Below are 21,991 nucleotides of genomic sequence, written 5' to 3' on the forward strand. Positions count from 1 at the left end.
GTTCGGCTTCGCTGTATCTGCCTTGGGAGTAGTAGAGTAACGCTAGGTTGTTGAGGCTAAGTGCGACAGATGGATGTTCTTCACCCAGCAGCTTGCGTGTGAGTGCTAAAGCTTGGATGAAAAGCGGTTCGGCTTCGCTGTATCTGCCTTGGGAGTTGTAGAGATTAGCTAGGTTGTTGAGGCTAGTGGCGACATCTGGATGTTCTTCTCCCAGCAGCTTGCGCCTGAGTGCTAAAGCTTGGATGTAAAGGGGTTCGGCTTCGCTGTATCTGCCTTGGGAATTGTAGAGTCCCGCTAGGTTGTTGAGGCTAGAGGCGACAGATGGATGTTCTTCTCCCAATCGCTTTTTAGTGACTTCTAGACATTTTTGATACCAGGGTAAAGCTTGGTTATATAAACCTTGACCATTGTAAAATCGAGCGTTACCGACGAAAGGCCAAGGTAAATCATCATTGCTGAGGTATTCAATAAGATGATTCGCTACTTCAGCTATATGAGGAATAGCAGGAGAAACGGCGCTGATTTGTTCAAGGGTGGGCGAGTCAGGAATATATTGGGCAACTGCTACTATTATCCGACAAAGACTTCGCTTAAACTCCTCTGCCTGTTCTAAACCTGTAAGCTTATATTGAAAAAACTCCCTTAGCAGTGGATGCAGTTGGTAAATTCCCTCACCTTTACGCTGTAGCAAATGCAGTTTCAGCAAGGTATCATCTCTAATTTCCTCTAACTCTTCCTCGTCTTCCTCTGGTAAACACTGTTCCACCAACTTCCAAGATATAGGTGCGACGGCAAATAAACTCAGCAAACAGCCAAGCTGCTTATCCCTGTCTTCTAATTCCTGCCAACTCAACTCAAAGGCTGCTAACACACCCCGTTGTGCTGTCATATCAGCTTCTGGTTTAACAAGGGCGGATTGTTCTAGTCGTTTTTTCTCCAAGCGCCGCAACATTTCTGTTAGAGATAAATCCTGTTTTCGCGCCAAATATCGCCCGACTAATTCCAAACCCAAAGGCAAATATCCCAACCACTCACACAACTGATTTGCAACAGTTAATTCTTGCTCAATTCGCTGTGGTGTATCTTTAAAAAATGACTTTAATAACTCCAGCGCTGCTTCTGATTGCAATACATCTAAAGATAATTCCTTAATAGATGCTCCTAAGTGTTGGCGCGTGGTAATCAACACTTTAAACCGAGAAGATGATGCGGGTAAATAAGACTTAACCTGCTGATATTCCCCAAGATCGTCTAACACTAGCAGCACATCGCCCTCACGCCAATGCCGAAACCAATATTGCACTTGTGCGAGGACATCCAAACCTTCTGGTGGGTTTAAATCAATGTGAGTTCTAGCAAACTGCACAATTTGAATGCCCACATCTCCAGATTTTGCCAACAACCAGCAAATTCCACCCTTGTAAATTTCACGGTGAGCCATTGCATATTGTAAGGCCAGTTCTGTTTTACCCAGTCCACCCATGCCAGCGATCGCAGCAATTACCACCTGATTATTTTCCTGCAACATTTCATGCAGGTTTTGCAATTCAGCCTCACGTCCAATAAACTCTACCACCCCACTTAGAGGTAAATTTTGCGGTGTTTCAGTAGAGGGATTTAACTTTACCTGTTCCCCTTCAGGCGGGTACAGTCAGAAGTTATTAGTACCAGTGAAAGTATTTCCCTGAAAGACGTTTTTAATAGAGTCAGCTAACTTTGTAGAATTGATAACGCCTGCTGGTTGCGAGTTTAGGTCATTCGCTAGCGCCTGGACTTTCCGCGCTACTTGGGGGTCAGCATTTGCGGCTGCTTCCACTTCTCGCACTGATTGAGCAATTTCGGTATCTGCATCTGCTACTGCTTTCAACTCCAGCAGTACTTTGCCATAATCTAACGGCTGCTGTGTTGCATTCGCTAACAGGGGCAACTTATTTTTATAATGTAGCTGTTCGATTAACTCACGACTTTTGTCTAATGCAGCTTCCCCAAGCTTTTCGCCAGTTTTTTCTAGAGCTTTAGTTAAAACTATAGTAGCGATCGCTGTTCCAACTGCGGTCAGCGTTACAGGCTCCATAATTTAGTAATAAGATACAACATCCCACCGGAAGATACAAATGCAGTTTTATTTATTTCGGAAATATATCACACATATTAAAGTCAACATACCAACTGATGCATGATAGATACCCAACTGCTACCACGCATTAATGCTACATCAAAGAGAGAAAATGGTAAACAATATTATGTAGATGCCAAGGGAAATCGCTTTCCCAGCGTTACTACAATACTTAATGCCACCAAATCACAAGCAGACAGAGACAGATTATTAAACTGGAAAGCGCGTGTTGGTACAGAAGAAGCTACCCGCATTACTACAACTGCTAGCCGTCGGGGAACCCAAACACACAAACAAATTGAGCGCTACCTCCTTGGTCAAAACCCTGTTTGTCCTGAAGCGAGTCGCCTTTATTGGGAGAGTATTAAGCCAGTTTTACAACAAATCGACACAGTTAGACTCGTGGAAGGCTCTGTTTTTCATCATGATTTGGGTTATTCTGGTAAAGTTGATTGTATTGCCAGCTATCAAGGTATTCCCTGTATTTGCGAGTGGAAAACAGCAGACAAACCCAAAGGCTCAATTGAGCATTTATATGAACATCCACTGCAACTTACGGCGTATATAGGAGCAGCTAACGAGTATTATCGAGATTATGGCATTCAGCTAAAGCACGCTCTCTTGGTAGTAGCGATTCCAGAAATGCCAGCTGAGATATTTTGGTTTGAATCAACAGTTATCAAAGATTACTGGGAAGAGTGGGAAAAAAGAGTCGCTGAATATTGGGAACGCAGAAGTGTTTGGGGTTAGTCAGTGGGATTGTAAAATTACCGAAAGACTGCATTTCGTAACGTGAAGTAAATTTTCATGAGTAGTAACAACAAATAATCTAACCTATGCGATAATATGCAACCTACTCTTGGAACCCCGCTTCCATTCCTCTCCCCGAAAGGTCGAGAGGCTTTGATTCTTGCTCCCCAACGCTAGTAGGGAAGGGGTTGGGGGTTAGGTTTGAGATAAAGTCGCACACGGCGTTAACCTTGTAATGGCAAGACAGTAATTAACCCAGAAAATCTGGCAAAATCACTTGTATTGTGAGTGAGTAACTGAGGAATGGCATAAACTAGCATTGTGGCAACAATATTTGCATCATGAACTTGCTTACCACCGCTAGGAATTTCCTCCATGAGTGTTAGCAACCTTTCTGTCACCAGCAAATTATCTTCAACCAAACGAAAATAACTAGCAAAATACCGTACATCTGCCACTAAAGATGTAATAGGAATGTTCCCAGTTAAGTCACTTCGTCTTGTCATTGCTGCCAAATACTCTCTCAAAGTTTGGCGACTAATCCATAAATCAATACCTTCTTTTGCAAGTGCTTGCAGTCGTTCTGTCGCTTCTATATGAAATGGCGACAAGGCTAAATTTGCATAAACTAAAATATTCGTATCGACGAAAACAGAGCTATTAGTCGTTTGCATAAAGGTCTTCTCTACGGAAAGTTAAACTTTCCGAGACTAATCCTACAGGATAGGCGGAAAATTTGAGAGGCGCTTTCTTTTTTTTCTTCTCTGTTTCCTCAATCAAAACCTTTTCATCAATTACTATTACCACCTGATGCTCACCTTCCGCAATATCCAATGGTAATTGCACTGTAATCTTAGCATCTCTGGTAACTGTGGCAATTGTTTCTATACTTTTCATAGTATTTCTATTAGATTAATACATCACTACTTGGTGAAAGAGAGATTCGGACACATTTGCATACACTAAAATGTTCGTGTCCAAAAATACAGAGTTAACGACCCCAATCGTCATACATATCCTCACGTCTTAAAGAAAGATTTTCAGGACAAAGTCCACAATTATGCACAGGAAAGTTTAGAGAAGGACGCTTTTCCTTACTCTCTAATTTCTCTACCAAAGGCTTCTCATCAATTACTATTACCACCTGATGCTCACCTTCTGGAATATCCAATGGTAACTGCGCTGTAATTTTACCATCTTTGGTAACTGTGGCAATTGTTTCTATAGTTTTCATCTCATTTATCCTTGTTCAATCCATTACAGCTAACACAGCTTTCGGCAATAACTTATCTTTAAACCAAACAATTCTAGCGGGGACATCATTTAATTTTACTCCCGCTTTTTCTAAATTAAGTCGCTCGGAAATTGCCAAAATCAAGTCATCGCGTCCAGCCCGTCGCACCTGAGAAAACTTCTTTTGTAAATATTCTGGTCGCCAATAACCAACAATTTCTAATAAGAAAGTACGTCCATCAGCATGCACTAAGCGGAAATCGGGAATCATCACACTACCGGGAATTGGTATCAAATCAACTTCTCGCTCTAACGCCCAACCACTTTTCAACGCATCCCACTTTTCAGCAAAAGATGCTTCTAGCATACTATCGTAGGGCTTCCCTGGTGGATAATGGGATACCAAACCACATTCGGAATTGAGAGTGAAACGTCCAGTTTTCCAAGTATTTGTATAAGCGTCGCGGGTTTGGAGAATCGAAGAAAGACTCCATCTAGTAACGTGAAGTAAAGCCGGAATAAGTTTTGCGATCGCTAACCCATACCGCGTACTACAATTAAACAAACTCGTCGGACCGTCAATAGTAATTGTAAACCCGTGGTCAGCATCACCCTCAATATAAGCCATCAATTGAAACAACTTTAAATAGCGAAATAACAGCTTATATTCACCCGGAACATTCCGGTGAGCATTTAATACCAGTTGACTGGCTTTATAAAATACACCCTGCACCTGAGATAAGTTATATCGATTTAACAAATCTGGCGCTATTGGTGCATCAAACACAGTCAAAATTTTATTTTCAGATAAATCAGCATACAGTCCATTACGAACCTGTTCTGATAAAACTTCCCGTTCAAGTTCTTGAGTTAACTCATCAGCAACTTTATTCAGAGTAACTTGTGTTGATTCCCGACTAGAAACAGACTTTGCAGCTAGCGAAAACACTCGTTCTCTTAACATTTGTGGTTCCAAAGGACTAACCACCTCAAAAGTGCAAAAACTGCTTTTGAGAATATAAGCTAATCCTCGCTTCACCCGATAATCTGTAGAATCTCCTTCAAAATCAGTTAGTTGTCGCTCAAGCACACCTTGAGTTTTCCCCACTGCTGATTGAAAATAATTAATTAACTCAATCGCCAACTCCGAAGTTTTCTGATCAATCTTCAGTCTCTTCGGAATAATCTCCTCCCCGTTTTGGCGGTGCATCAGTAAGTCTGTCGGTAACATCTGCTGAATTTTGGATTTTAGACTTCGACTTCTCTCCGAGACGCTACGCGAACGCTCAGTCGAGCGATTTTGGACTTTCCTGCGGAACGCTACGCGAACGACTTTCCTCAGTCGAAGGATTTTGGACTGAATAATTAATTTCTAACTGTTCCGCTGCCTTCAAACTCCTTTCCTTTCCACTGCCATACACAACTTTTTTCTCCTCCTCCTCTGTGCGTCCTCCGCGCCTCTGCGGTACCCTTTGGGAAGCCTCTGTCGCGTCTACGTTTTTCCTCTCGCCTCTTCGCCTAGCCGAAGTCCCCTCCTCACTCGTATCCTCCGCCACTACCTCATATAAAATCGCCCGTTTATTCTCAATATTCCCCTTTCGTAAAATCCTCCCCAATCGCTGAGTATACTCCCTAGCCGAACCCGTTCCTGATAAAATAATCGCCACAGAAGCCGCCGGCACATCAACCCCTTCATTCAAAACATGAGAAGCAACCAAAGTATTATATTTACCCTCTCGAAACCTTGTTAATATCTCATGCCGTTCCTTCACAGGAGTTTGATGAGTAATTGCCGGAATTAACAACTCTTGAGAAATGCGGTAAACCGTCGCATTATCCGCAGTAAAAATCAAAATTCGTGCCGGATAATGTTCTGCCAATAAATCAGCGAGAATTCGCAATTTCCCATCAGTACCCAAAGCGATATCTTTTGCTTCCCGGTGCGCTAACATAGCTCTTCGTCCAGATTGCGATCGCGCGCTCATTTGGACGAACATTTGCCAACCTTGAAGACTCCCCAAAGAAATCTTCGATTGCTTTAAAAAGTCGTTACGGGTTTGAATTAGTTGGTTGTATCTTTCCCGCTCAAGTTGCGATAACTTTACCTTAATTTGGACGATTTCATGTTCTGCTAATGCCTTCCCCGCCAAATCTTCAGCGCGTTTGCGATATACTTCTTGGCCAATGAGAATATTTAAGTCGGCGTGTTTACCATCGGTGCGTTCTGGTGTCGCAGAGAGTCCCAGGCGATAAGGTGCGATCGCATATTCCGCAATCACCCGATTAAAATCTGTCGGTAAATGATGACATTCGTCAAAAACAATCAAGGCATATTGATTTCCCAACGTTTCAGCGTGAATTGCTGCACTATCATAAGTTGCAATTAAAATTGCCGTTCTATCCCGCGAACCACCTCCCAGCAATCCCACCTCAGCATCGGGGAAAGCCGCTACTAGGTGTGCATACCACTGATGCATTAAATCCAAAGTTGGTACGACAATTAGCGTCGTGCGTGGCGTTGACTGCATCGCCATTTGTGCCAAATAAGTCTTTCCCGCCGCCGTGGGAAGCACAACTACCCCTAGTCTACCCGCCAGTTTCCAAGCCGCTAGCGCCTCAGTTTGGTGGGGATATGGTTCCATTTCCAGACTGGGAACCAAATCTACAGGATAAAATTGCTTCGCCTCATCGATAAAATAGACATCTTCGGCTTGTAGTGCTTCCACTAGCGATCGGTATCTAATTGCTGGAATGCGGAATTTTTCAACTCGATCATCCCACGTCGCATAGTCCATCCAACCTTTACCGCGTGGTGGTGGATGCAAAATTAATGTGCCACGATCAAAATTTAATGTAGGGGTACGAGCCATTTTGGAAATTGAGCATTGGGCATTGGGCATTGGGCACTTGTACTGACTTGTACTGAGCGACGTCGTTGGCGCAGCCTCTCGTAGAGAAGTAGCGTTGTCGTTGGCGCAGCCTCTCGTAGAGAAGTATTGGGCATTGGGCATTGGGCATTGGTAATTATTTCCATTCGCTATGCCCTATGCGCGATGCCCCATTCCCTAGTCCATTAATTACTAATAACGCAAAAAGTGCATGATTCATCCAAATAATTCCGACAAAACCCAACTAGATGCGCTGATTAGTCAGGGAATGTCCCGTCGGCAAACCGATAATAGGGCTGAAAAAGTTTGCCTACGACCTTTGGGGAGATACAGTCAATATTGCTAGTAGAATGGAATCACACGCTATAGCAGCTACTATCCAGGTTGGTGAAACAACTTATCAGCTTTCAAAAGATAAATACTTATTGGAGAAAGGAGGTTTAATTAAGGTTAAAGGTAAAGGTGAAATGATGACTTATATACTAAAAGAAATCAATTTAAAAGTTTAATAAATATCTACTATTTGATAGAGAGTAAAAATGAGAATATCTATAATTAGAGCGACGATTATCAGCTATTCAACCTTGGCTATAACTAAGTTTTACTACTTTAGATAGATTCGTACCAATTAATTGCTTACAGGTGTATTTTTCCGCTCATAATAGGGGTTGAGCGATGTCTACGCCTACGCATTATCTAGCTGATTTTGAGAATAATCCTTTAGCTAGCTGCATAAAAGGAGAAGCCACATTGAAAGGAATACGTTCCCTGCTAGCGCCTTATGCTGTGGCACTATTGGCTGTTGGTAGCCTATTGCTACAGCCACTATTAGAACCAACTATTTTTCTACTGTTTTTTGCCGCCGTGGCGGTTAGTTCCTGGTATGGTGGCATGGGAGCAGGGTTGCTGGCTACTGCTTTGTCTACTTTAGCGATCAGGTACTTTTTTTTAGAGCCTGTGTTTTCGCTCTTGGTTGCGAGTCTAGACAACATATTGCGGTTAGGTCTATTTGTGCTGGTGACAACACTTATTAGCTTGCTAAATTCCGAGTTACGCACTGCCAAACAATATCTTCAGGTGAGCGAAGCAAGGTTTAGAAAGTTGGTAGATTCCAATATCATTGGGGTAATTGTAACCAAAATGGACGGAGCGATCGCAGAAGCTAATGATGCTTTTTTAGGAATGGTAGGTTATTCGCAAGAAGATTTGCGATCAGGGCAAGTTAGATGGCGCGAGATGATCCCACCAGAATATATTGAAGCTAACGATCGCGCGATACCTTCGGTGATTTTCTCTAACGCAGAACTGACAACCAAAGGCGTGTCTCAGCCCTTTGAGAACGAATATATCCGCAAAGATCACAGCCGGGTTGCTGTCCTGTTAAGTTCTGCTTTGTTAGAAAATAATCCAGACGATATTATTAGTTTTGTAGTTGATTTAAGCAAACACAAACAACTAGAGCTTGCCCTTTGCAAAAGCGAAGAACGCTACCGCGCTTTTTTAGAGCAGAGTTCAGAAGCTATTTGGTGCATTGAACTGGAAGTTCCAATTTCGCCAGACTGTCCAGAAGATGAACAAATTCAACATTTTTACCAATATGTTTACTTAGCGGAATGCAACAATGTTATGGCGCAGATGTATGGCTTTTCTTGTGCCGGAGAAATTATCAGCGCCAGACTAGGAGACTTTCTCGTTTCCTCCGATCCAGATAATATTGCATACCTGCGTAGTTTTATCCGTTCTAACTACCGACTAATTGATGCAGAGTCCCATGAAATAGATAAGCAAGGTAATTCCAAATATTTTTTGAATAATCTAGTGGGAATTGTCGAAAATGGGCTTTTAGTCAGAGCCTGGGGAACTCAACGCGACATTACAGAACGCAAGCAAGCAGAGCAAGAACGCAAACAATTGCTTGAGCGCGAACAATCAGCACGCGCTGATGCCGAAACTGCAAACCGGATCAAAGATGAGTTTCTCGCCACACTCTCCCACGAACTCCGCACACCCCTAAACGCCATAATGGGCTGGACGCAGCTACTTAGGAGTCGTAAGTTTGATGAGACTACTACTGTTCGGGCACTAGAGACTATTGAGCGTAACACCAAATCCCTAACTCAACTGATCGAAGATATCCTAGATGTCTCGCGGATTATTAGAGGCACACTTCATCTAAATATTCATCAGGTAAAACTTGTACCACTTGTAGAGGCAGCAATCTATACTGTCCGCCCAGCAGCCCAGGCCAAAGAGATTAGCATCAAGTGTCAATTCAACCCGGAAGTCGGGGTAATTATGGGTGATGCCAAGCGCTTGCAACAGGTTGTGTGGAATTTGCTCTCCAACGCCGTCAAGTTTACACCCAAAGGGGGAAGAGTCGATGTGCAATTGCAGGGCATTGAATCTTATATGCAAATTCGAGTCAGCGATACGGGAGGGGGAATTGCTGCCGAATTCCTGTCCCATGTATTTGAACGCTTTCGTCAAGCCGACAGTTCCAGCACGCGATCGCACGGTGGGTTAGGATTAGGGTTAGCGATCGTCCGCCACTTGGTAGAATTACACGGTGGTACAGTCTCTGCTGAAAGTCCAGGAATTGGACAGGGGGCGACATTCATTGTGAATCTGCCAATGAAAGCCATTTATCTAGAGGCTAATACAGCAGAACAGCTTTCATCTTTCGTACATGTCCAAGAGGCTAAGAATTACCTACCGAAGCTAGATGGCTTGCGGGTGCTGATTGTCGATGATGAGGCAGAGGCGCGTCATTTGCTGACAACGATTCTGAGAGAGTATGGCACCCAAGTCATAGCAGCTGCATCTGCTTGTGAAGCACTGCTTGCCCTGCAACAATTTCACCCCCATGTACTGGTAAGCGACATTAGTATGCCCCAAGAAGACGGCTACACATTAATTCGGAAAGTGAGGGCGCTGCCAACAGACGAAGGAGGACGGATTCCAGCAGTAGCGCTGACAGCTTATACTAGGGCAGAAGATCGCACGCAAGCCCTGTTGGCAGGCTTTCAACTCTACGTCCCCAAGCCAGTTAATCCGGGTGAGTTAGCGGCTGTAATTGCCAACCTCACCGGACGTACTTGATGGGGCACTTGTACTGAGCGTTCGCGTAGCGTCTCGTAGAGAAGCCGTTGGCGCAGCCTCTCCTAGAGAAGTATTGGGCACTTGTACTGAGCGTTCGCGTAGCGTCTCGTAGAGAAGCCGTTGGCGCAGCCTCTCCTAGAGAATTATTGGGGGCAAGGGAGTGGAGTTCCGAGCTTCATTCACGAGTATTAAAGACTCTCCTTGTCCCCCCTTAGGGATTTCCAACAAATAAATTACTACTACTTGTGGGGTGGGACGGAAAGCCCGCCTTTGGCTAGGGCGCTCGTGTCGCCATTGGTGTCAACTTACAGCAGAAATCATGTATCTGAACCACATCTGTCGTAGGGGCACAGCATGCTGTGCCCCTACCGCGTGGTCTATTTACCTGAAAATAGCTGTAACGTAGAAATATAGCCTTGGCAAGCTTTCGAGATTTGACCCTCACCCCCACCCCCTCTACCAATTTTGGTAGAGGGGAGCAAATTCTCTAGTTCCCCGAATCCCAACTTGGGAGAAGGGGTTAGGGGATGAGGGCGAGACGCCCACCCCACAATCAGTAGTTGAGTATTTTTTTATCAATATAGTGTTTGTGTTCAATTAGCTGATCTTGCAACTGCTGTTTGACATAAGCTGCCTTATATCCTAGTTTGGGCACGCGGTCAATTACATCAATTACCAAATGGAAGCGATCAAGATCGTTGAGAACAACCATATCAAAGGGGGTGGTGGTAGTTCCCTCTTCCTTGTAGCCACGCACATGCAAGTTATCGTGATTAGTCTGACGGTAGGTTAGCCGATGAATCAGCCAGGGATAGCCATGAAAGGCAAAGAGAATGGGTTTGTCTGTGGTGAAAATCGTGTCAAAGTCTTTTTGGCTCAAACCGTGGGGATGTTCGCTTTTTGGCTGTAGTGTCATTAAATCGACTACGTTCACTACCCGCACCTTTAACTCAGGAAAGTGCTGGCGCAGGATGTCTACAGCCGCTAAGGTTTCTAAGGTGGGAATATCCCCAGCGCAAGCCATTACTATATCTGGTTCGCTGCTTTGGTCGTTGCTTGCCCATTCCCAAATGCCGATACCTTTGGTGCAGTGCTTGATAGCAGCATCCATGTTCAGATATTGCAATGCTGGTTGCTTTCCGGCAATGATCACATTGACATAGTTGCGGCTTCTCAAGCAATGGTCTGTTACTGATAGCAGAGTGTTGGCATCGGGGGGCAAATAAACGCGGACGATATCTGCTTTCTTATTGATTACATGGTCGATAAAACCGGGGTCTTGGTGCGAGAAGCCGTTATTGTCTTGTCGCCAAACGTGGGAGGAGAGTAGGTAATTGAGGGAAGCGATCGGTCTACGCCAGGGAATATCTAAGGTAGTTTTCAACCATTTGGCGTGTTGGTTGAATATCTAGTCAATGATGTGGATAAATGCCTCGTAGCAAGTAAACAACCCGTGACGCCCTGTGAGGAGATAGCCTTCTAACCATCCTTGGCAACAATGTTCGCTGAGAATTTCCATCACGCGACCGTTAGGGGAAAGGTGGTCATCTTCAGGATAAATCTCCGCGACCCAAGTTCTATCTGTGACTTCCAACACGGCATCCAAACGATTTGATGCCAATTCGTCGGGGGCAAATATGCGGAAGTTGCTACTTTCTTGGTTAAGTTGCATAACATCGCGCAGGAATTTGCCGGTAACTTTGGTAGCTTCCGCGATCGCCTTTCCTGGTTGGGAAACATTTACCGCATACTGTTTAAAGTCGGGCATATTCAGGTCGGAGAGCATAATACCGCCGTTGGCGTGGGGATTGTCACCCATGCGTCGATGACCTTGGGGAGCCAGTTCTGCTAGTTCGGGAATCAGCCTACCGTTGCTGTCGAAGAGTTCTTCTGGTTTGTAACTCTTCATCCAATCTTCTAGGATTTTTAGGTGTTCTGGCTGTTGGGCTATGTTGCTCAAGGGAACCTGGTGCGATCGCCAAGAACCTTCAGTTTTTTTGCCATCGACTTCTTTGGGTCCTGTCCAACCCTTGGGGGTTCTCATGACAATCATCGGCCACTGGGGGCGTTCGGTGAAACCATGTACACGGGCTTCTCTTTGGATGTTTTGAATTTGGGCGATCGCTATATCTAGAGTCGCCGCCATCTGCTGGTGGACATCTGCGGGATCATTACCTTCGACAAAGTATGGCTTGTAGCCGTAGCCCACAAATAAGCTTTCTAATTCCTCATGGCTGATCCGTGCCAGTACTGTTGGATTGGCAATTTTATACCCATTCAGATGCAGGATCGGAAGTACAGCACCATCATGTACAGGGTTAAGAAACTTGTTGGAATGCCAGCTAGTCGCTAAAGCACCTGTTTCAGCTTCCCCATCACCGACAACAGCAGCAACAATCAAGTCAGGGTTATCAAAAGCAGCACCGTAAGCGTGGACAAGGGCGTAACCAAGTTCACCGCCTTCATGGATCGAACCAGGGGTTTCCGGTGCAACGTGGCTGGGAATACCACCGGGGAAAGAGAATTGTTTGAAGAGTTTCTGGATTCCCTCAGCATCCTGGGAGATGTTGTGATAATACTGGCTGTAGGTGCCTTCTAGGTAGGTATTGGCTACCAGTCCGGGGCCTCCATGACCAGGCCCGGCAATATAGATTGTGTTTAGGTCATATTTTTTGATCACCCGATTCAGGTGAACATAGATAAAGTTCAGCCCTGGTGTAGTTCCCCAGTGCCCCAATAGCCTGGGTTTGACGTGTTCCAGCTTTAGCGGTTCTTTTAGTAGCGGATTGTCGAGTAGATAGATTTGCCCAACCGAAAGATAATTAGCTGCACGCCAGTAGGCGTTTATCTTACGTAATTCTTCATCTGTTAAAGGCTTGGTTTGTGGAATCGTTGCTAATGTCATTATCGACACTCCATTCCAAAAAGATTTTGACGGGTTCATCAGTACGCAATTCTACTTGTTTTCTAGATGATGGCCATCTACCCATGATGAATTTTTCCAGCCTTTGTGACTAAATTCCTTAGCTCTTGGCAGAGGATGGAAAGCGATCGCTACAACGGGCTACGCTTATGAATTATGAACTATAGACTTATTGCATAAATCAAAAAAAAGAACCCCACCCCGCCTTTGACTTACGTCAAATTCTCCCCTAAGAGCCTGCCGGGAGGGGCTGGGGGTGGGGTGTTAGGGACTTTTGCAAGAGGTCTTATGAATTAATATGAAATATTACCCGCTTGAAAAATCTGTTGAGCAGTTAAATGTAACTCTGGAAATGTTGGGGAGTGGATGCGGTCTGTAGCCCGAAACTTGCTAACTTGATACTCACCCTCATCCAAAGAACAAACTAAGATAGTAGGTTGTTTTGGTTTGCCAATAAACTCTCTACCGCCTAAAGCAGCATAATCAATAATCCAGTATTCAGGAATTCCCATTTCTTCATAATCCGCATATTTTTTGAGGTAATCATCACGCCAATTCGTACTAACAACTTCAACAATTACAGGAATTGATGCAGGTTGAATAACAGTGGATTCTTTTTTCCACAGAGGTTCGTTGATCAAATTAGGGCGATTAAACAACAGTACATCTGGCGAGTAACCTGATTCATTTACAGGTGGTTTGACTAGTGCTGTCTTGGGTATGAAGTATGGGAGATTTAAACGGATACATTCTCTAGTCAGTTCAAAAGCTAAAAATCCTGTTACCTCTTCATGGTCTCCTACAGGTTGAGGCATTTTAACAATTATTCCGTTGTGCAATTCATAGCGTTCATTCTCTGGTTTCCACTTGACAAATTCTTCAAAAGTTACGATTTTTGGTAAAGCTTGAGTCACGTCGCTTCCTCCGAACTCAAAATTAAAAATTAATAATCCCCATTCAATTAATGATCTAATTATTTATTTCCAACAACCCAGGCGGTGGCGTAATTTCAATCCGACCAGATGGTAAGTCTACCACTGGTGAGATCGCTTGCACAAATGGAATTAAAACAGTCTTTTGCTTTTTGTCACTAGCAAATGATTTATCCAACTTCACTTCTAACAAATCATTCCCAGCAGAGATGATATCTACCACCGTCCCCACGAGTTCGCCAGATGCTTGCATAAAAACTTCCAAGCCAATCAAATCTAAGACATGATATTCATCTTCGCCTAATTGGGGGCGATCGCTTGCTGGCACCATTAACTTACAACCGCGTAAGGCCAGAGCCTGATCGCAATTTACCACACCAGCTAATTTAATCACATACAAGTTTTTGTTACTAATATAACGTCCTGTCAATAATTCGATTGGTTGTGGTTCTGTCTCACCTGAACGCAACAACCAACGTTTTCCCGGCACCTCAAATCTTTCGGGAAAGTCAGATACAGGATAAACCCGTAATTCCCCAGACAATCCTTGAGGGGCAACAATCTTACCAATTTCTAGCCAATTATCTGATTTGTCATTTGTCATTTTTCATTTGTCATTGGGCATTGGGAAAGAATTCTTATAACTCCTAACTCCTGTACAGACGCGATTAATCGCGTCTCTACTCCTAACTCCCGACTCAAGCACTCACAACTGCACGCTGATAAGCTTCTTCAGCCACTTTTGCTAAACGTTGCATAGCTGTGGTAATCTCTTCATCGCTGCCGGTGAGGCTGATGCGGAAACATTCGTGCTTGTGCGCCCATTCTTCCTCTAAACCGGGGAAAAAGCTACTTCCAGGGACAATAATCACACCTACTTGCTTGACTCGTTGGTAAAATTCCCAATCACTTATGGGTAAATCCTGTAACCACAACCAAGCAAAAATTGCTCCTTCACCGCGATGGAGAAACCAAGGTAAATTCTTGGGCATCGCTTGTTCTAAGCTGGTTTCTAAAACGGTAAACTTATTTTGGTAAAAGGGACGGATGACAGTATGAGAAATTTCTACCAAGGCACCAGAATTGATTGCAAAAGCGGCGATCGCTTGGCCATAACGTGAAGAATGGAGACTCATATTTGCCTGGAAACACTCCAGCACTTCAATCCACTTTTCATCCCCAATGGCAATACCAATTCTTTCTCCTGGTAATCCCGCTTTCGATAAACTCATGCAGTGTAAGATATTATCACCAAACACTGGTGTCATTTCGGTAAAGTTCAATGCTGGGAAGGGAGGCGCATAAGCTGAGTCAATTAACACGGGTACCTTATAAGGTGCAGCCAGGGCAGCAATTTTTTTCACCTCATCATCTGTGAGGACGTTACCAGTAGGATTACAGGGGCGAGAGAAGAGGACACAACCAGTATTTTCTGTAATCGACAGTTGGCTGAAGTCGGGGCGATATTTAAATCTGTGGGCGGCTGCATCAATATCAAGAGTCGGTTTATAGGCGATTAGGGCTTTTGGAACTAAGCTGATACCGCCGTAACCTGTGTAGTCAGGACTCAGGGGCAAAACGATTTGTTTTAACTCGCCGCTAGGAGTGTAGCCACCAAAGGTATTAACAGCGTAGAAGTAAAGGGTTTGACTACCGGGGGTGATCAGGATATTGCGATCGCTTAAGTTTAACCCGTAGCGTTTGTTAAAATCATTAGCGATCGCTTCAATTAATGGTGCATAACCCTGACTTGAGCCGTAGCGACAAACTACCTCACCATATTCTGGACTAGCCAAAAGCTGTGCAGTACAATCCCGCCATAATTGCTCTACCTCTGGCAAAATCAACGGATTCCCAGCACTCAAATTAATAAACTGCTGCCCTGCACCCGCTCGTAATGTTTCGATAATATCCTTCATGATTGCTCTTACGCCAGTCAGGTTGGACATTTGAGCGCCAATTTGAGTTAGGGCAGGGTTCATAAGCTGTGACAAAATATATGAATTGAGGGGTGGACAAATTATTTGAGGGTTGCTGCTGACATCAAGTTTACATCGTTGGCAAAACAGCTGTTACCGTCTCTAACTAATCTAGCTGGAGAATGATATCTTAACAAAGTAATATTTATCGTTATAGGGGCGATCGCGCTGAATAAATACGATGAAGTGATACAAAATTGTATCATGCGCTCAATACCTATGAGGGGAGTGGAGATGGGGGAGATGAGGAAAATAATCATGATAAATGACAAATGACAAAACTATATAAGAGGGCTGACATTGCAAGTTAAAGCAGCAGTAGCTTACAGTGCAGGTAAGCCGTTGACGATTGAAACCGTTCAACTATCGGGGCCAAAAGCCGGCGAAGTGTTAGTTGAAATTAAAGCCAGTGGGGTTTGTCATACCGATGCCTTTACCTTATCTGGTGACGATCCCGAAGGTTTGTTTCCGGCAATTTTGGGACATGAAGGCGCTGGTGTGGTAGTAGAGATAGGTGCTGGTGTCACGAGTTTGAAACCAGGGGATCATGTAATTCCCCTCTACACTCCCGAATGCCGTCAGTGCGAATATTGTCTGAGTTTCAAAACTAATCTCTGTCAAGCCATTCGCCTAACTCAAGCACGCGGTGTCATGCCCGATGGCACCAGTCGCTTTAGTCTCGATGGGCAGATGATTCATCATTACATGGGTACATCGACTTTTGCCAACTATACGGTGCTGCCGGAAATCGCCCTGGCAAAAATTCGGGAAGATGCCCCATTTGATAAGGTTTGTTACATTGGCTGTGGTGTGACTACTGGTATCGGTGCAGTCATCAATACTGCCAAGGTGGAACCGGGAGCAAATGTTGTGGTTTTAGGCTTGGGTGGTATTGGTTTAAATGTCATCCAGGCGGCGCGGATGGTAGGGGCAAATATGATTGTCGGGGTGGATATTAATCCCAGCAAACGCGCTTTGGCAGAAAAGTTTGGCATGACACACTTTGTTAATCCCCAGGAAGTAGAGGGTAATTTAGTTCCCTATCTGGTTGATTTAACCAAAGGCGGTGCTGATTACAGTTTTGAATGTATTGGTAATGTCAAACTTATGCGTCAAGCATTAGAATGCTGCCACAAAGGTTGGGGTGTCAGTGTGGTTATTGGTGTTGCTGGTGCTGGACAGGAAATCAGTACTCGTCCTTTTCAACTAGTAACTGGGCGCGTTTGGAAAGGTTCGGCATTCGGTGGCGCTAGAGGACGTACAGATGTGCCGAAAATTGTTGATTGGTATATGCAAGGTAAGATAAATATTGATGATTTGATTAGCCATGTAATGCCAATTGAGCAAATTAATGATGCTTTTGAATTGATGCATAAAGGTGAATCAATTCGGAGTGTAGTGACTTTCTAATTCGTAATTCGTAATTCGTACTTGATGCTTATGCAGACAATCGTGTTTCAAATCAGGTTTAAATTTCTATCTGAAATATAATTATGAATTATTCAATTATGTAGACACTACAAACCTGAAAAACGGCAAAAAAAAAACCTGATGCCAAACCTCTACGAAAATGACTTTTACAGTTGGACTCAAGAACAAGCTAACCTTCTGCGTTATCACCAATGGAACCAGCTTGATCTGCCAAATTTAATTGAGGAAATTGAATCTTTGGGAAGAAAGGAACGCCAAGAATTGAGAAATCGTCTTGGTATATTAATTGGACATTTGCTTAAATGGGAATATCAACCAAAGCAAAGGAGTCGTAGTTGGTTGGCGACAATTAGAGTACAACGGCGGGAAATTCTCAAGTTGCTCAACGAAAATCCTAGCCTGAAGCCTTACGTTGAAGAAGCACTCCAGGAATCTTATGAAAATGGTAGGGATTTAGCATCGGGAGAAACAAATCTGCCACTCTTAACATTTCCCAAGCAATGTTTATATCCTTTTGAGGAAATTCTGAGCGATCGCTTTTATCCGGGAGAGGCTGCGACAGATGATTTAATGGAATAAAAGCAATGTCTGGGATGGGCTACGCTTACATTATCCAACTTTTTCGCTGCACAGAACGCTAAAACTATTATGGCATAATAGTTTTAGCCTTTTGTTTACAGTGGGAAATCAGTACCCACAGCTTCAGGCGTACTGCTTTAACCCAGATGAGTAACACTAAATTTACGCTTCAGTAGCAAAGCTGCGCCTCCAACCCCAATAGCTAATAAGCCTAGTACAGAATCAGACTCTGGAACACGTACAGCTCGAAAACTAGTTATCGGATCACTGCTAAGAAGCTTGCTCGTCTGGGAATCAAGGAACTTAATGTCAGTAGCTGTGAAGTAGGAAAGTGGGTTAGTGGAAAGTACGGGAAGTTCTGAAATATTGCCTAAGTACTTTACATCAATTCCAACTGAACAGGAGTAGTCAGGTGCTGTTAAGCATCCGGCTGGAGAAAGAACAGTGCTCAGAGCCCCTACGCTATTACTAGCTAAAGGAAGAGATGGAAAAACACCGAAGTCACCACTGAGGTTGCTAAAACTTCTAGATGGTGCTGAAAAAGTAAAGTCAGAAATAGCACCTGGGTATGAAATCCCATCAGTAAAAGATCCATCAGGGTTTGAAAATAAGGCTGGGTTAGGATCGCGGGCAGTGTCCGTGTCTAAGGTAAATGAACCTGTTCCGCTGCTTTTGGTAGTGAAGTTAAACTCTAGTAGGGCAGCTTGAGCTGGAAGTGTAGGTATAGTTGCCATAGCTATAAATGCCACTCCCAGAGCAGCCATAGATAGTCTTCGCATACTCATTTATTTGCTTTTGGTAAAGATAAGTGGGATTTTAAACTAACTCTAAGCTAGTATTTTTACTGATTTGATAAAGTTTTGATGAAGAAGGCAACAAAGTGTAATCGACTCAGACTTTCCAGGGTAATCAACCTGCTTAAGTGTCAAGGACATTAATTCCTCAATACAGACAAATTATTTGGAAATCGCCAAATAATACTCAAATCGCTCCCGAAGTTTTTCAATCGTTAAATTTTGAGTCCAGTATTCCACTAGGGCGTGACCAAATGCCCAGGCGTTGCGATCGGGTGAAGCTGAGTTTTCCAGCAGTAGCGGCCACAGAGATAGCAATTCAAAGTTGAGTGGGTTAAGGTTGCCTGTATTCAAGAGCGAGAAAAGCTCATATCCCATTTGGAGTTTACCAATCACAATCGGCAACTGTTCCACGGGAATTTGCTCTGCCAGCATATATGCTAGGGCTGGAGATCCGGTTGAGAGCGTAGCAATAAACTGGAGGACGGGACTTTTGAGCAATGCCGTTAGTCCCTGTGTTGTCGTCATCTGGAAGGTGTAGTGGTCGATGATTTTGGCGGCGGCGATGGTACGGGCTTCTAGGTTACGCAAAAAGCGGGCGAGACGCAGTTGTTTGGTAGGCGCGATCGCATCGACTAATCCTAACGATAGCGCCTCCACACCCCAAGGGATTCGACTTGTTTTGCTGTCACCTGTAACCACTGGTAGAACTAGATTACAGAAGTTTCCCAGCAGTTTAGCGCGATACTCAGTGGCTTCTCGAATCGCAATTTCTTTGGCGCGATCGCCCCATTCCCAATCATAAGGTGGTTGCCATTCGCGGAGCGGACGCAGACGATCTACCTGGGTAACGATCGCGATCGCCGGTAAATCTGCAACTTCTGCTTTCATGTCTTGCAAAAAGTCCACATCCATTTGCAAGGCAGGATCGAGGGCAGGGGTAGCTAACAGCAACAAATCAGCGTTGATGGCATAATCAAGCACCAGATTTCGGAGATCGCCACGGTTGACTTGTTCATAACCAGGTGTATCCAAAAGCGTCAGGGTTTCTCCACTTTGATGCCATTGATAATTCTGAATGCGATCGGTACTGGGCAAAACATCAACGGCTGCGAGATCCGTCTGAAATAGCGTGTTAATCAGGCTACTTTTTCCCGATCCCGTGCGCCCCACCAGCAGAATATTCACGGGCTTTTGTTCAACCACCTGGGGTGGTTGAGCTTGAGTCAAGATTTCTCGGAGTGTTTGGGTTTTTGCCTTGGGTAGAGTTGGTGTACGTAAGGATGCTGAAACTGGTAATGTACTACGTCCGTAAAGAGCGATCGCCTGCCGACATAAGTTTCTCAGGGCAGCTTCCCGGAATAACTGACTCAAATTCCCCAACAATTGCTGAGTTGCTTGGTTACTGTAACCCTGGCTGGCTTGTTTTGCCACCGCCGCCACCGGATTTAAAACCCACTGTGCCCAGTTCCAAACACGCCAGAATTTCCGAGCCGATGGTTCCAACTTCCGGTAGACTTCATATCCTTGGTATGCTTGTCCAACTGTTACTTGGTTGAGGACTGGGGATAACTTTTGCATCCACTGATCCATATCATCCACCGTTCCTCGAATCAGCCCGTAAGCTTGGGGGACGTAAATATTCAGCAGGGGATATTGAATTTGAGGATTGTAGATATGAGCGATCGCCACCACCAAATTTTGGCATCGCGTCCAAAAAGTTTGCCAGTCTTCCCAAATTGGACGATCGCTTTGTGCCGCTTGCAGAATATCTTGGAGTGCGCCTTCTGCAAGCTTTGTAACATCACTTCCCACTGGAAGCCCTACTGTATCCTCTGCTGTCGATTCCAATTCTTCGCGGACTTGGGCTAATACAGCTTCCACTTGGTTAGCAGCAGGTTGAGTCCATTTAACTAGCAGCCAACGCCAACCCACGAATAGAAGGGTGAACACACCCCAAATCCAACTAATACCCCAGGCATGAATTTGCGAACCGGCGGATACCAGTAAGAAAATGATGATGAAAGCGATCGGGATTGCCAATACAACCCACTGCCACAGTTTTAATCGCACCATTGCCCATACCTGCTTTGAAATGTTGGGAAATTCGAGTTTTTGCAAAAATTACTCTTATAAAAAGTCTATCGTCTCCAATCTAGGCAGGATGTTTGGTATTTTGGGATTACTAGTAGACTCCTAATTATTAAGAATAAATGTTTTATTTTGCTGTAGGCAGCTAAATAAACAACTGGACAAGCTATCCAAAGCATTACCGACATTGGCACGCTGATTGTCAGCACACCCGGAACCTGTGGTGGTTGCCCTCGGATTGCGGGACACCGGATTACGGAACACAACATTGGGATCGACTTCAACGCAGGCATAAAACCGGAAGAGATAGTTGTGCAAAGACCACAGCTAATGTTGGCACAAGTTTATGCAGCGCTAGCTTACTATTATGCTAACCAGGAAGTAATTGACACGGAGATTGCCGCAGAAATTGAAGAATACGACCGTTTGGAAGCTGAATCTACGGCGAAGAGACAGTGAGCCAAATTCGTTTGTATTTTGAGTGCTTATATTGAATGTACGTCTTTCATAAATTACCTGAAATCTAAGATTTAGAGTGCGATCGCTTTTTAATTAGATTTTGGGAGATCAGGAGCGATTGTCTTCGATAGATTCAGCGATCGCAAGCAAGAATAAAAATAGCGATCGCCTGTGAGAGGGACTTAAAATACTAATAATGCTACACTTTTTTAGCATTCAAGGAGTAATGGCTGTGGCTTCCATCACTGGCTCATGCTAAAGCTTAAGACAATTTAAAGAAAAGGCGAACTGGCAAAAGCCCGGCTGAGTTTAATCAATCGTCTATACGCAGTAGCTTGCGGTAAAACGGTTGTGAAAAATCGGTCACGCGATAACGTTTATAGTTCTCCATAAGTTCAATTAAAAAATTAATAAACTCGAAACTAGCCATCATCAGTTCGTAACTCAGTTCAGCGTTGCCATCAAACTGGATTCGGCAACGGGTTAAGTCTGAGGGTAGGGTACCAACATTCCAGGAGGCGACAAAGGGGACATGTTCACTAGCTTCTATCTTGCGATGTCCCTCCAAGACCCCTTTTTGATAAAGACTGATGGCATAAGGTAAGAAATTGCGCCTAGCGCCCTGAACGTAAGGTAAGTAAACACTGGCTTGTTGTTCAGTGGCAGGCTGGATTTGCTCAATAGACATTGTTAAATGTTCCTCAAGTTATTTGGCAA

At 44.2% G+C, this 21,991-nt stretch carries 21 protein-coding genes and 1 pseudogene; 7 read left to right on the top strand and 15 right to left on the bottom strand.

The annotated features are described in order from the left end of the window. Positions 1-1,576, bottom strand: a 1,576-nt coding sequence (locus ACYTXL_RS33990; protein WP_461928424.1) for a tetratricopeptide repeat protein, incomplete at its 3' end; no start/stop codon positions are given. Positions 1,577-1,651: 75 nt separating this feature from the next. Next, on the bottom strand, positions 1,652-2,074 hold the full coding sequence (locus ACYTXL_RS33995; protein ID WP_461928425.1) for a hypothetical protein: 423 nt from the start codon (positions 2,072-2,074) through the stop codon (positions 1,652-1,654). Between the two features lie 102 nt (positions 2,075-2,176). Between ACYTXL_RS33995 and ACYTXL_RS34000 the strand changes: the two genes are divergently transcribed. Next, the gene (locus ACYTXL_RS34000) at positions 2,177-2,866 is read left to right on the top strand and encodes a PD-(D/E)XK nuclease family protein (protein ID WP_461928426.1); all 690 of its coding nucleotides are present in this window, start codon (positions 2,177-2,179) and stop codon (positions 2,864-2,866) included. 224 nt (positions 2,867-3,090) lie between these two features. Here the strand turns inward: ACYTXL_RS34000 and ACYTXL_RS34005 are convergent, their stop codons facing one another. The 5 genes from ACYTXL_RS34005 to ACYTXL_RS34025 all read right to left on the bottom strand — a co-directional run bounded on the left by ACYTXL_RS34005 (position 3,091) and on the right by ACYTXL_RS34025 (position 6,969). Then, complete coding sequence (locus tag ACYTXL_RS34005) at positions 3,091-3,540, bottom strand: type II toxin-antitoxin system VapC family toxin (protein ID WP_461928427.1); 450 nt, start codon at positions 3,538-3,540, stop codon at positions 3,091-3,093. After that, a complete protein-coding gene (locus tag ACYTXL_RS34010) occupies positions 3,527-3,763 on the bottom strand; it encodes a hypothetical protein (RefSeq protein ID WP_461928428.1) in 237 nt (78 codons plus the stop codon). The genes ACYTXL_RS34005 and ACYTXL_RS34010 overlap by 14 nt, the downstream gene beginning before the upstream one ends. A gap of 94 nt (positions 3,764-3,857) precedes the next feature. Continuing rightward, entirely contained in the window at positions 3,858-4,100 is a 243-nt protein-coding gene (locus ACYTXL_RS34015) for a hypothetical protein (RefSeq protein ID WP_461928429.1), read from the bottom strand. Between the two features lie 15 nt (positions 4,101-4,115). Then, positions 4,116-5,330, bottom strand: a complete 1,215-nt coding sequence (locus ACYTXL_RS34020; RefSeq protein WP_461928430.1) for a DUF790 family protein — start codon at positions 5,328-5,330, stop codon at positions 4,116-4,118. Positions 5,331-5,385: 55 nt separating this feature from the next. Continuing rightward, positions 5,386-6,969: a DEAD/DEAH box helicase family protein gene (locus ACYTXL_RS34025; RefSeq protein WP_461928441.1), complete on the bottom strand. Its 1,584-nt coding sequence runs from the start codon at positions 6,967-6,969 to the stop codon at positions 5,386-5,388. Between the two features lie 229 nt (positions 6,970-7,198). On the opposite strand from ACYTXL_RS34025, the gene ACYTXL_RS34030 reads away from it, so the two are divergent. The 3 genes from ACYTXL_RS34030 (at position 7,199) to ACYTXL_RS34040 (ending at position 10,086) form a co-directional block, all read left to right on the top strand. Then, the gene (locus tag ACYTXL_RS34030; RefSeq protein ID WP_461928431.1) at positions 7,199-7,333 is read left to right on the top strand and encodes a hypothetical protein; all 135 of its coding nucleotides are present in this window, start codon (positions 7,199-7,201) and stop codon (positions 7,331-7,333) included. After that, the gene (locus ACYTXL_RS34035; protein WP_461928442.1) at positions 7,326-7,496 is read left to right on the top strand and encodes an adenylate/guanylate cyclase domain-containing protein; all 171 of its coding nucleotides are present in this window, start codon (positions 7,326-7,328) and stop codon (positions 7,494-7,496) included. The genes ACYTXL_RS34030 and ACYTXL_RS34035 overlap by 8 nt, the downstream gene beginning before the upstream one ends. Positions 7,497-7,662: 166 nt before the next feature. Continuing rightward, the gene (locus tag ACYTXL_RS34040) at positions 7,663-10,086 is read left to right on the top strand and encodes a hybrid sensor histidine kinase/response regulator (RefSeq protein WP_461928432.1); all 2,424 of its coding nucleotides are present in this window, start codon (positions 7,663-7,665) and stop codon (positions 10,084-10,086) included. 553 nt (positions 10,087-10,639) lie between these two features. On the opposite strand, the pseudogene ACYTXL_RS34045 reads toward ACYTXL_RS34040, so the two are convergent. The 4 genes and pseudogenes from ACYTXL_RS34045 to ACYTXL_RS34060 form a co-directional block, all read right to left on the bottom strand. Further along, positions 10,640-12,991: pseudogene (locus tag ACYTXL_RS34045) on the bottom strand (phosphoketolase family protein). Between the two features lie 311 nt (positions 12,992-13,302). After that, positions 13,303-13,923 (bottom strand): Uma2 family endonuclease, encoded by a 621-nt coding sequence (locus ACYTXL_RS34050; RefSeq protein ID WP_461928433.1) that lies wholly within the window; start codon positions 13,921-13,923, stop codon positions 13,303-13,305. Between the two features lie 55 nt (positions 13,924-13,978). After that, on the bottom strand, positions 13,979-14,545 hold the full coding sequence (rimM, locus tag ACYTXL_RS34055) for a ribosome maturation factor RimM (protein ID WP_461928434.1): 567 nt from the start codon (positions 14,543-14,545) through the stop codon (positions 13,979-13,981). A 94-nt stretch (positions 14,546-14,639) separates the two neighbouring features. Further along, positions 14,640-15,923 (bottom strand): valine--pyruvate transaminase, encoded by a 1,284-nt coding sequence (locus ACYTXL_RS34060; protein ID WP_461928435.1) that lies wholly within the window; start codon positions 15,921-15,923, stop codon positions 14,640-14,642. Between the two features lie 297 nt (positions 15,924-16,220). Between ACYTXL_RS34060 and ACYTXL_RS34065 the strand changes: the two genes are divergently transcribed. Together ACYTXL_RS34065 and ACYTXL_RS34070 are read left to right on the top strand one after the other, a co-directional pair. Further along, positions 16,221-17,330: an S-(hydroxymethyl)glutathione dehydrogenase/class III alcohol dehydrogenase gene (locus ACYTXL_RS34065; protein WP_461928436.1), complete on the top strand. Its 1,110-nt coding sequence runs from the start codon at positions 16,221-16,223 to the stop codon at positions 17,328-17,330. Between the two features lie 141 nt (positions 17,331-17,471). Continuing rightward, on the top strand, positions 17,472-17,930 hold the full coding sequence (locus ACYTXL_RS34070; protein WP_461928437.1) for a DUF29 domain-containing protein: 459 nt from the start codon (positions 17,472-17,474) through the stop codon (positions 17,928-17,930). 137 nt (positions 17,931-18,067) lie between these two features. Here ACYTXL_RS34070 and ACYTXL_RS34075 read toward each other — a convergent pair whose 3' ends face one another. The 3 genes from ACYTXL_RS34075 to ACYTXL_RS34085 form a co-directional block, all read right to left on the bottom strand. Continuing rightward, positions 18,068-18,709: a hypothetical protein gene (locus ACYTXL_RS34075; protein ID WP_461928438.1), complete on the bottom strand. Its 642-nt coding sequence runs from the start codon at positions 18,707-18,709 to the stop codon at positions 18,068-18,070. 177 nt (positions 18,710-18,886) lie between these two features. Continuing rightward, on the bottom strand, positions 18,887-20,800 hold the full coding sequence (locus tag ACYTXL_RS34080; RefSeq protein ID WP_461928443.1) for a GTPase family protein: 1,914 nt from the start codon (positions 20,798-20,800) through the stop codon (positions 18,887-18,889). Positions 20,801-20,920: 120 nt separating this feature from the next. Continuing rightward, positions 20,921-21,133: a hypothetical protein gene (locus tag ACYTXL_RS34085; protein ID WP_461928439.1), complete on the bottom strand. Its 213-nt coding sequence runs from the start codon at positions 21,131-21,133 to the stop codon at positions 20,921-20,923. On the opposite strand from ACYTXL_RS34085, the gene ACYTXL_RS34090 reads away from it, so the two are divergent. Continuing rightward, the gene (locus tag ACYTXL_RS34090) at positions 21,068-21,274 is read left to right on the top strand and encodes a DUF433 domain-containing protein (protein WP_461928444.1); all 207 of its coding nucleotides are present in this window, start codon (positions 21,068-21,070) and stop codon (positions 21,272-21,274) included. The genes ACYTXL_RS34085 and ACYTXL_RS34090 overlap by 66 nt on opposite strands. Before the next feature lie 313 nt (positions 21,275-21,587). Here ACYTXL_RS34090 and ebsA read toward each other — a convergent pair whose 3' ends face one another. Next, positions 21,588-21,962: a type IV pilus biogenesis protein EbsA gene (gene ebsA, locus ACYTXL_RS34095; protein WP_461928440.1), complete on the bottom strand. Its 375-nt coding sequence runs from the start codon at positions 21,960-21,962 to the stop codon at positions 21,588-21,590. Positions 21,963-21,991 lie beyond the last annotated feature (29 nt).

The sequence above is a fragment of the Nostoc sp. genome, from assembly GCF_054880495.1.

Bases quoted from the DNA above. Each gene is read 5' to 3' on its own strand.
- ACYTXL_RS33995 (WP_461928425.1), bottom strand. From the start codon at position 2,074: ATGGAGCCTGTAACGCTGACCGCAGTTGGAACAGCGATCGCTACTATA.
- ACYTXL_RS34000 (WP_461928426.1), top strand. From the start codon at position 2,177: ATGATAGATACCCAACTGCTACCACGCATTAATGCTACATCAAAGAGA.
- ACYTXL_RS34005 (WP_461928427.1), bottom strand. From the start codon at position 3,540: ATGCAAACGACTAATAGCTCTGTTTTCGTCGATACGAATATTTTAGTT.
- ACYTXL_RS34010 (WP_461928428.1), bottom strand. From the start codon at position 3,763: ATGAAAAGTATAGAAACAATTGCCACAGTTACCAGAGATGCTAAGATT.
- ACYTXL_RS34015 (WP_461928429.1), bottom strand. From the start codon at position 4,100: ATGAAAACTATAGAAACAATTGCCACAGTTACCAAAGATGGTAAAATT.
- ACYTXL_RS34020 (WP_461928430.1), bottom strand. From the start codon at position 5,330: ATGTTACCGACAGACTTACTGATGCACCGCCAAAACGGGGAGGAGATT.
- ACYTXL_RS34025 (WP_461928441.1), bottom strand. From the start codon at position 6,969: ATGGCTCGTACCCCTACATTAAATTTTGATCGTGGCACATTAATTTTG.
- ACYTXL_RS34030 (WP_461928431.1), top strand. From the start codon at position 7,199: ATGATTCATCCAAATAATTCCGACAAAACCCAACTAGATGCGCTGATT.
- ACYTXL_RS34040 (WP_461928432.1), top strand. From the start codon at position 7,663: ATGTCTACGCCTACGCATTATCTAGCTGATTTTGAGAATAATCCTTTA.
- rimM (WP_461928434.1), bottom strand. From the start codon at position 14,545: ATGACAAATGACAAATCAGATAATTGGCTAGAAATTGGTAAGATTGTT.
- ACYTXL_RS34060 (WP_461928435.1), bottom strand. From the start codon at position 15,923: ATGAACCCTGCCCTAACTCAAATTGGCGCTCAAATGTCCAACCTGACT.
- ACYTXL_RS34070 (WP_461928437.1), top strand. From the start codon at position 17,472: ATGCCAAACCTCTACGAAAATGACTTTTACAGTTGGACTCAAGAACAA.
- ACYTXL_RS34075 (WP_461928438.1), bottom strand. From the start codon at position 18,709: ATGCGAAGACTATCTATGGCTGCTCTGGGAGTGGCATTTATAGCTATG.
- ACYTXL_RS34080 (WP_461928443.1), bottom strand. From the start codon at position 20,800: ATGGTGCGATTAAAACTGTGGCAGTGGGTTGTATTGGCAATCCCGATC.
- ebsA (WP_461928440.1), bottom strand. From the start codon at position 21,962: ATGTCTATTGAGCAAATCCAGCCTGCCACTGAACAACAAGCCAGTGTT.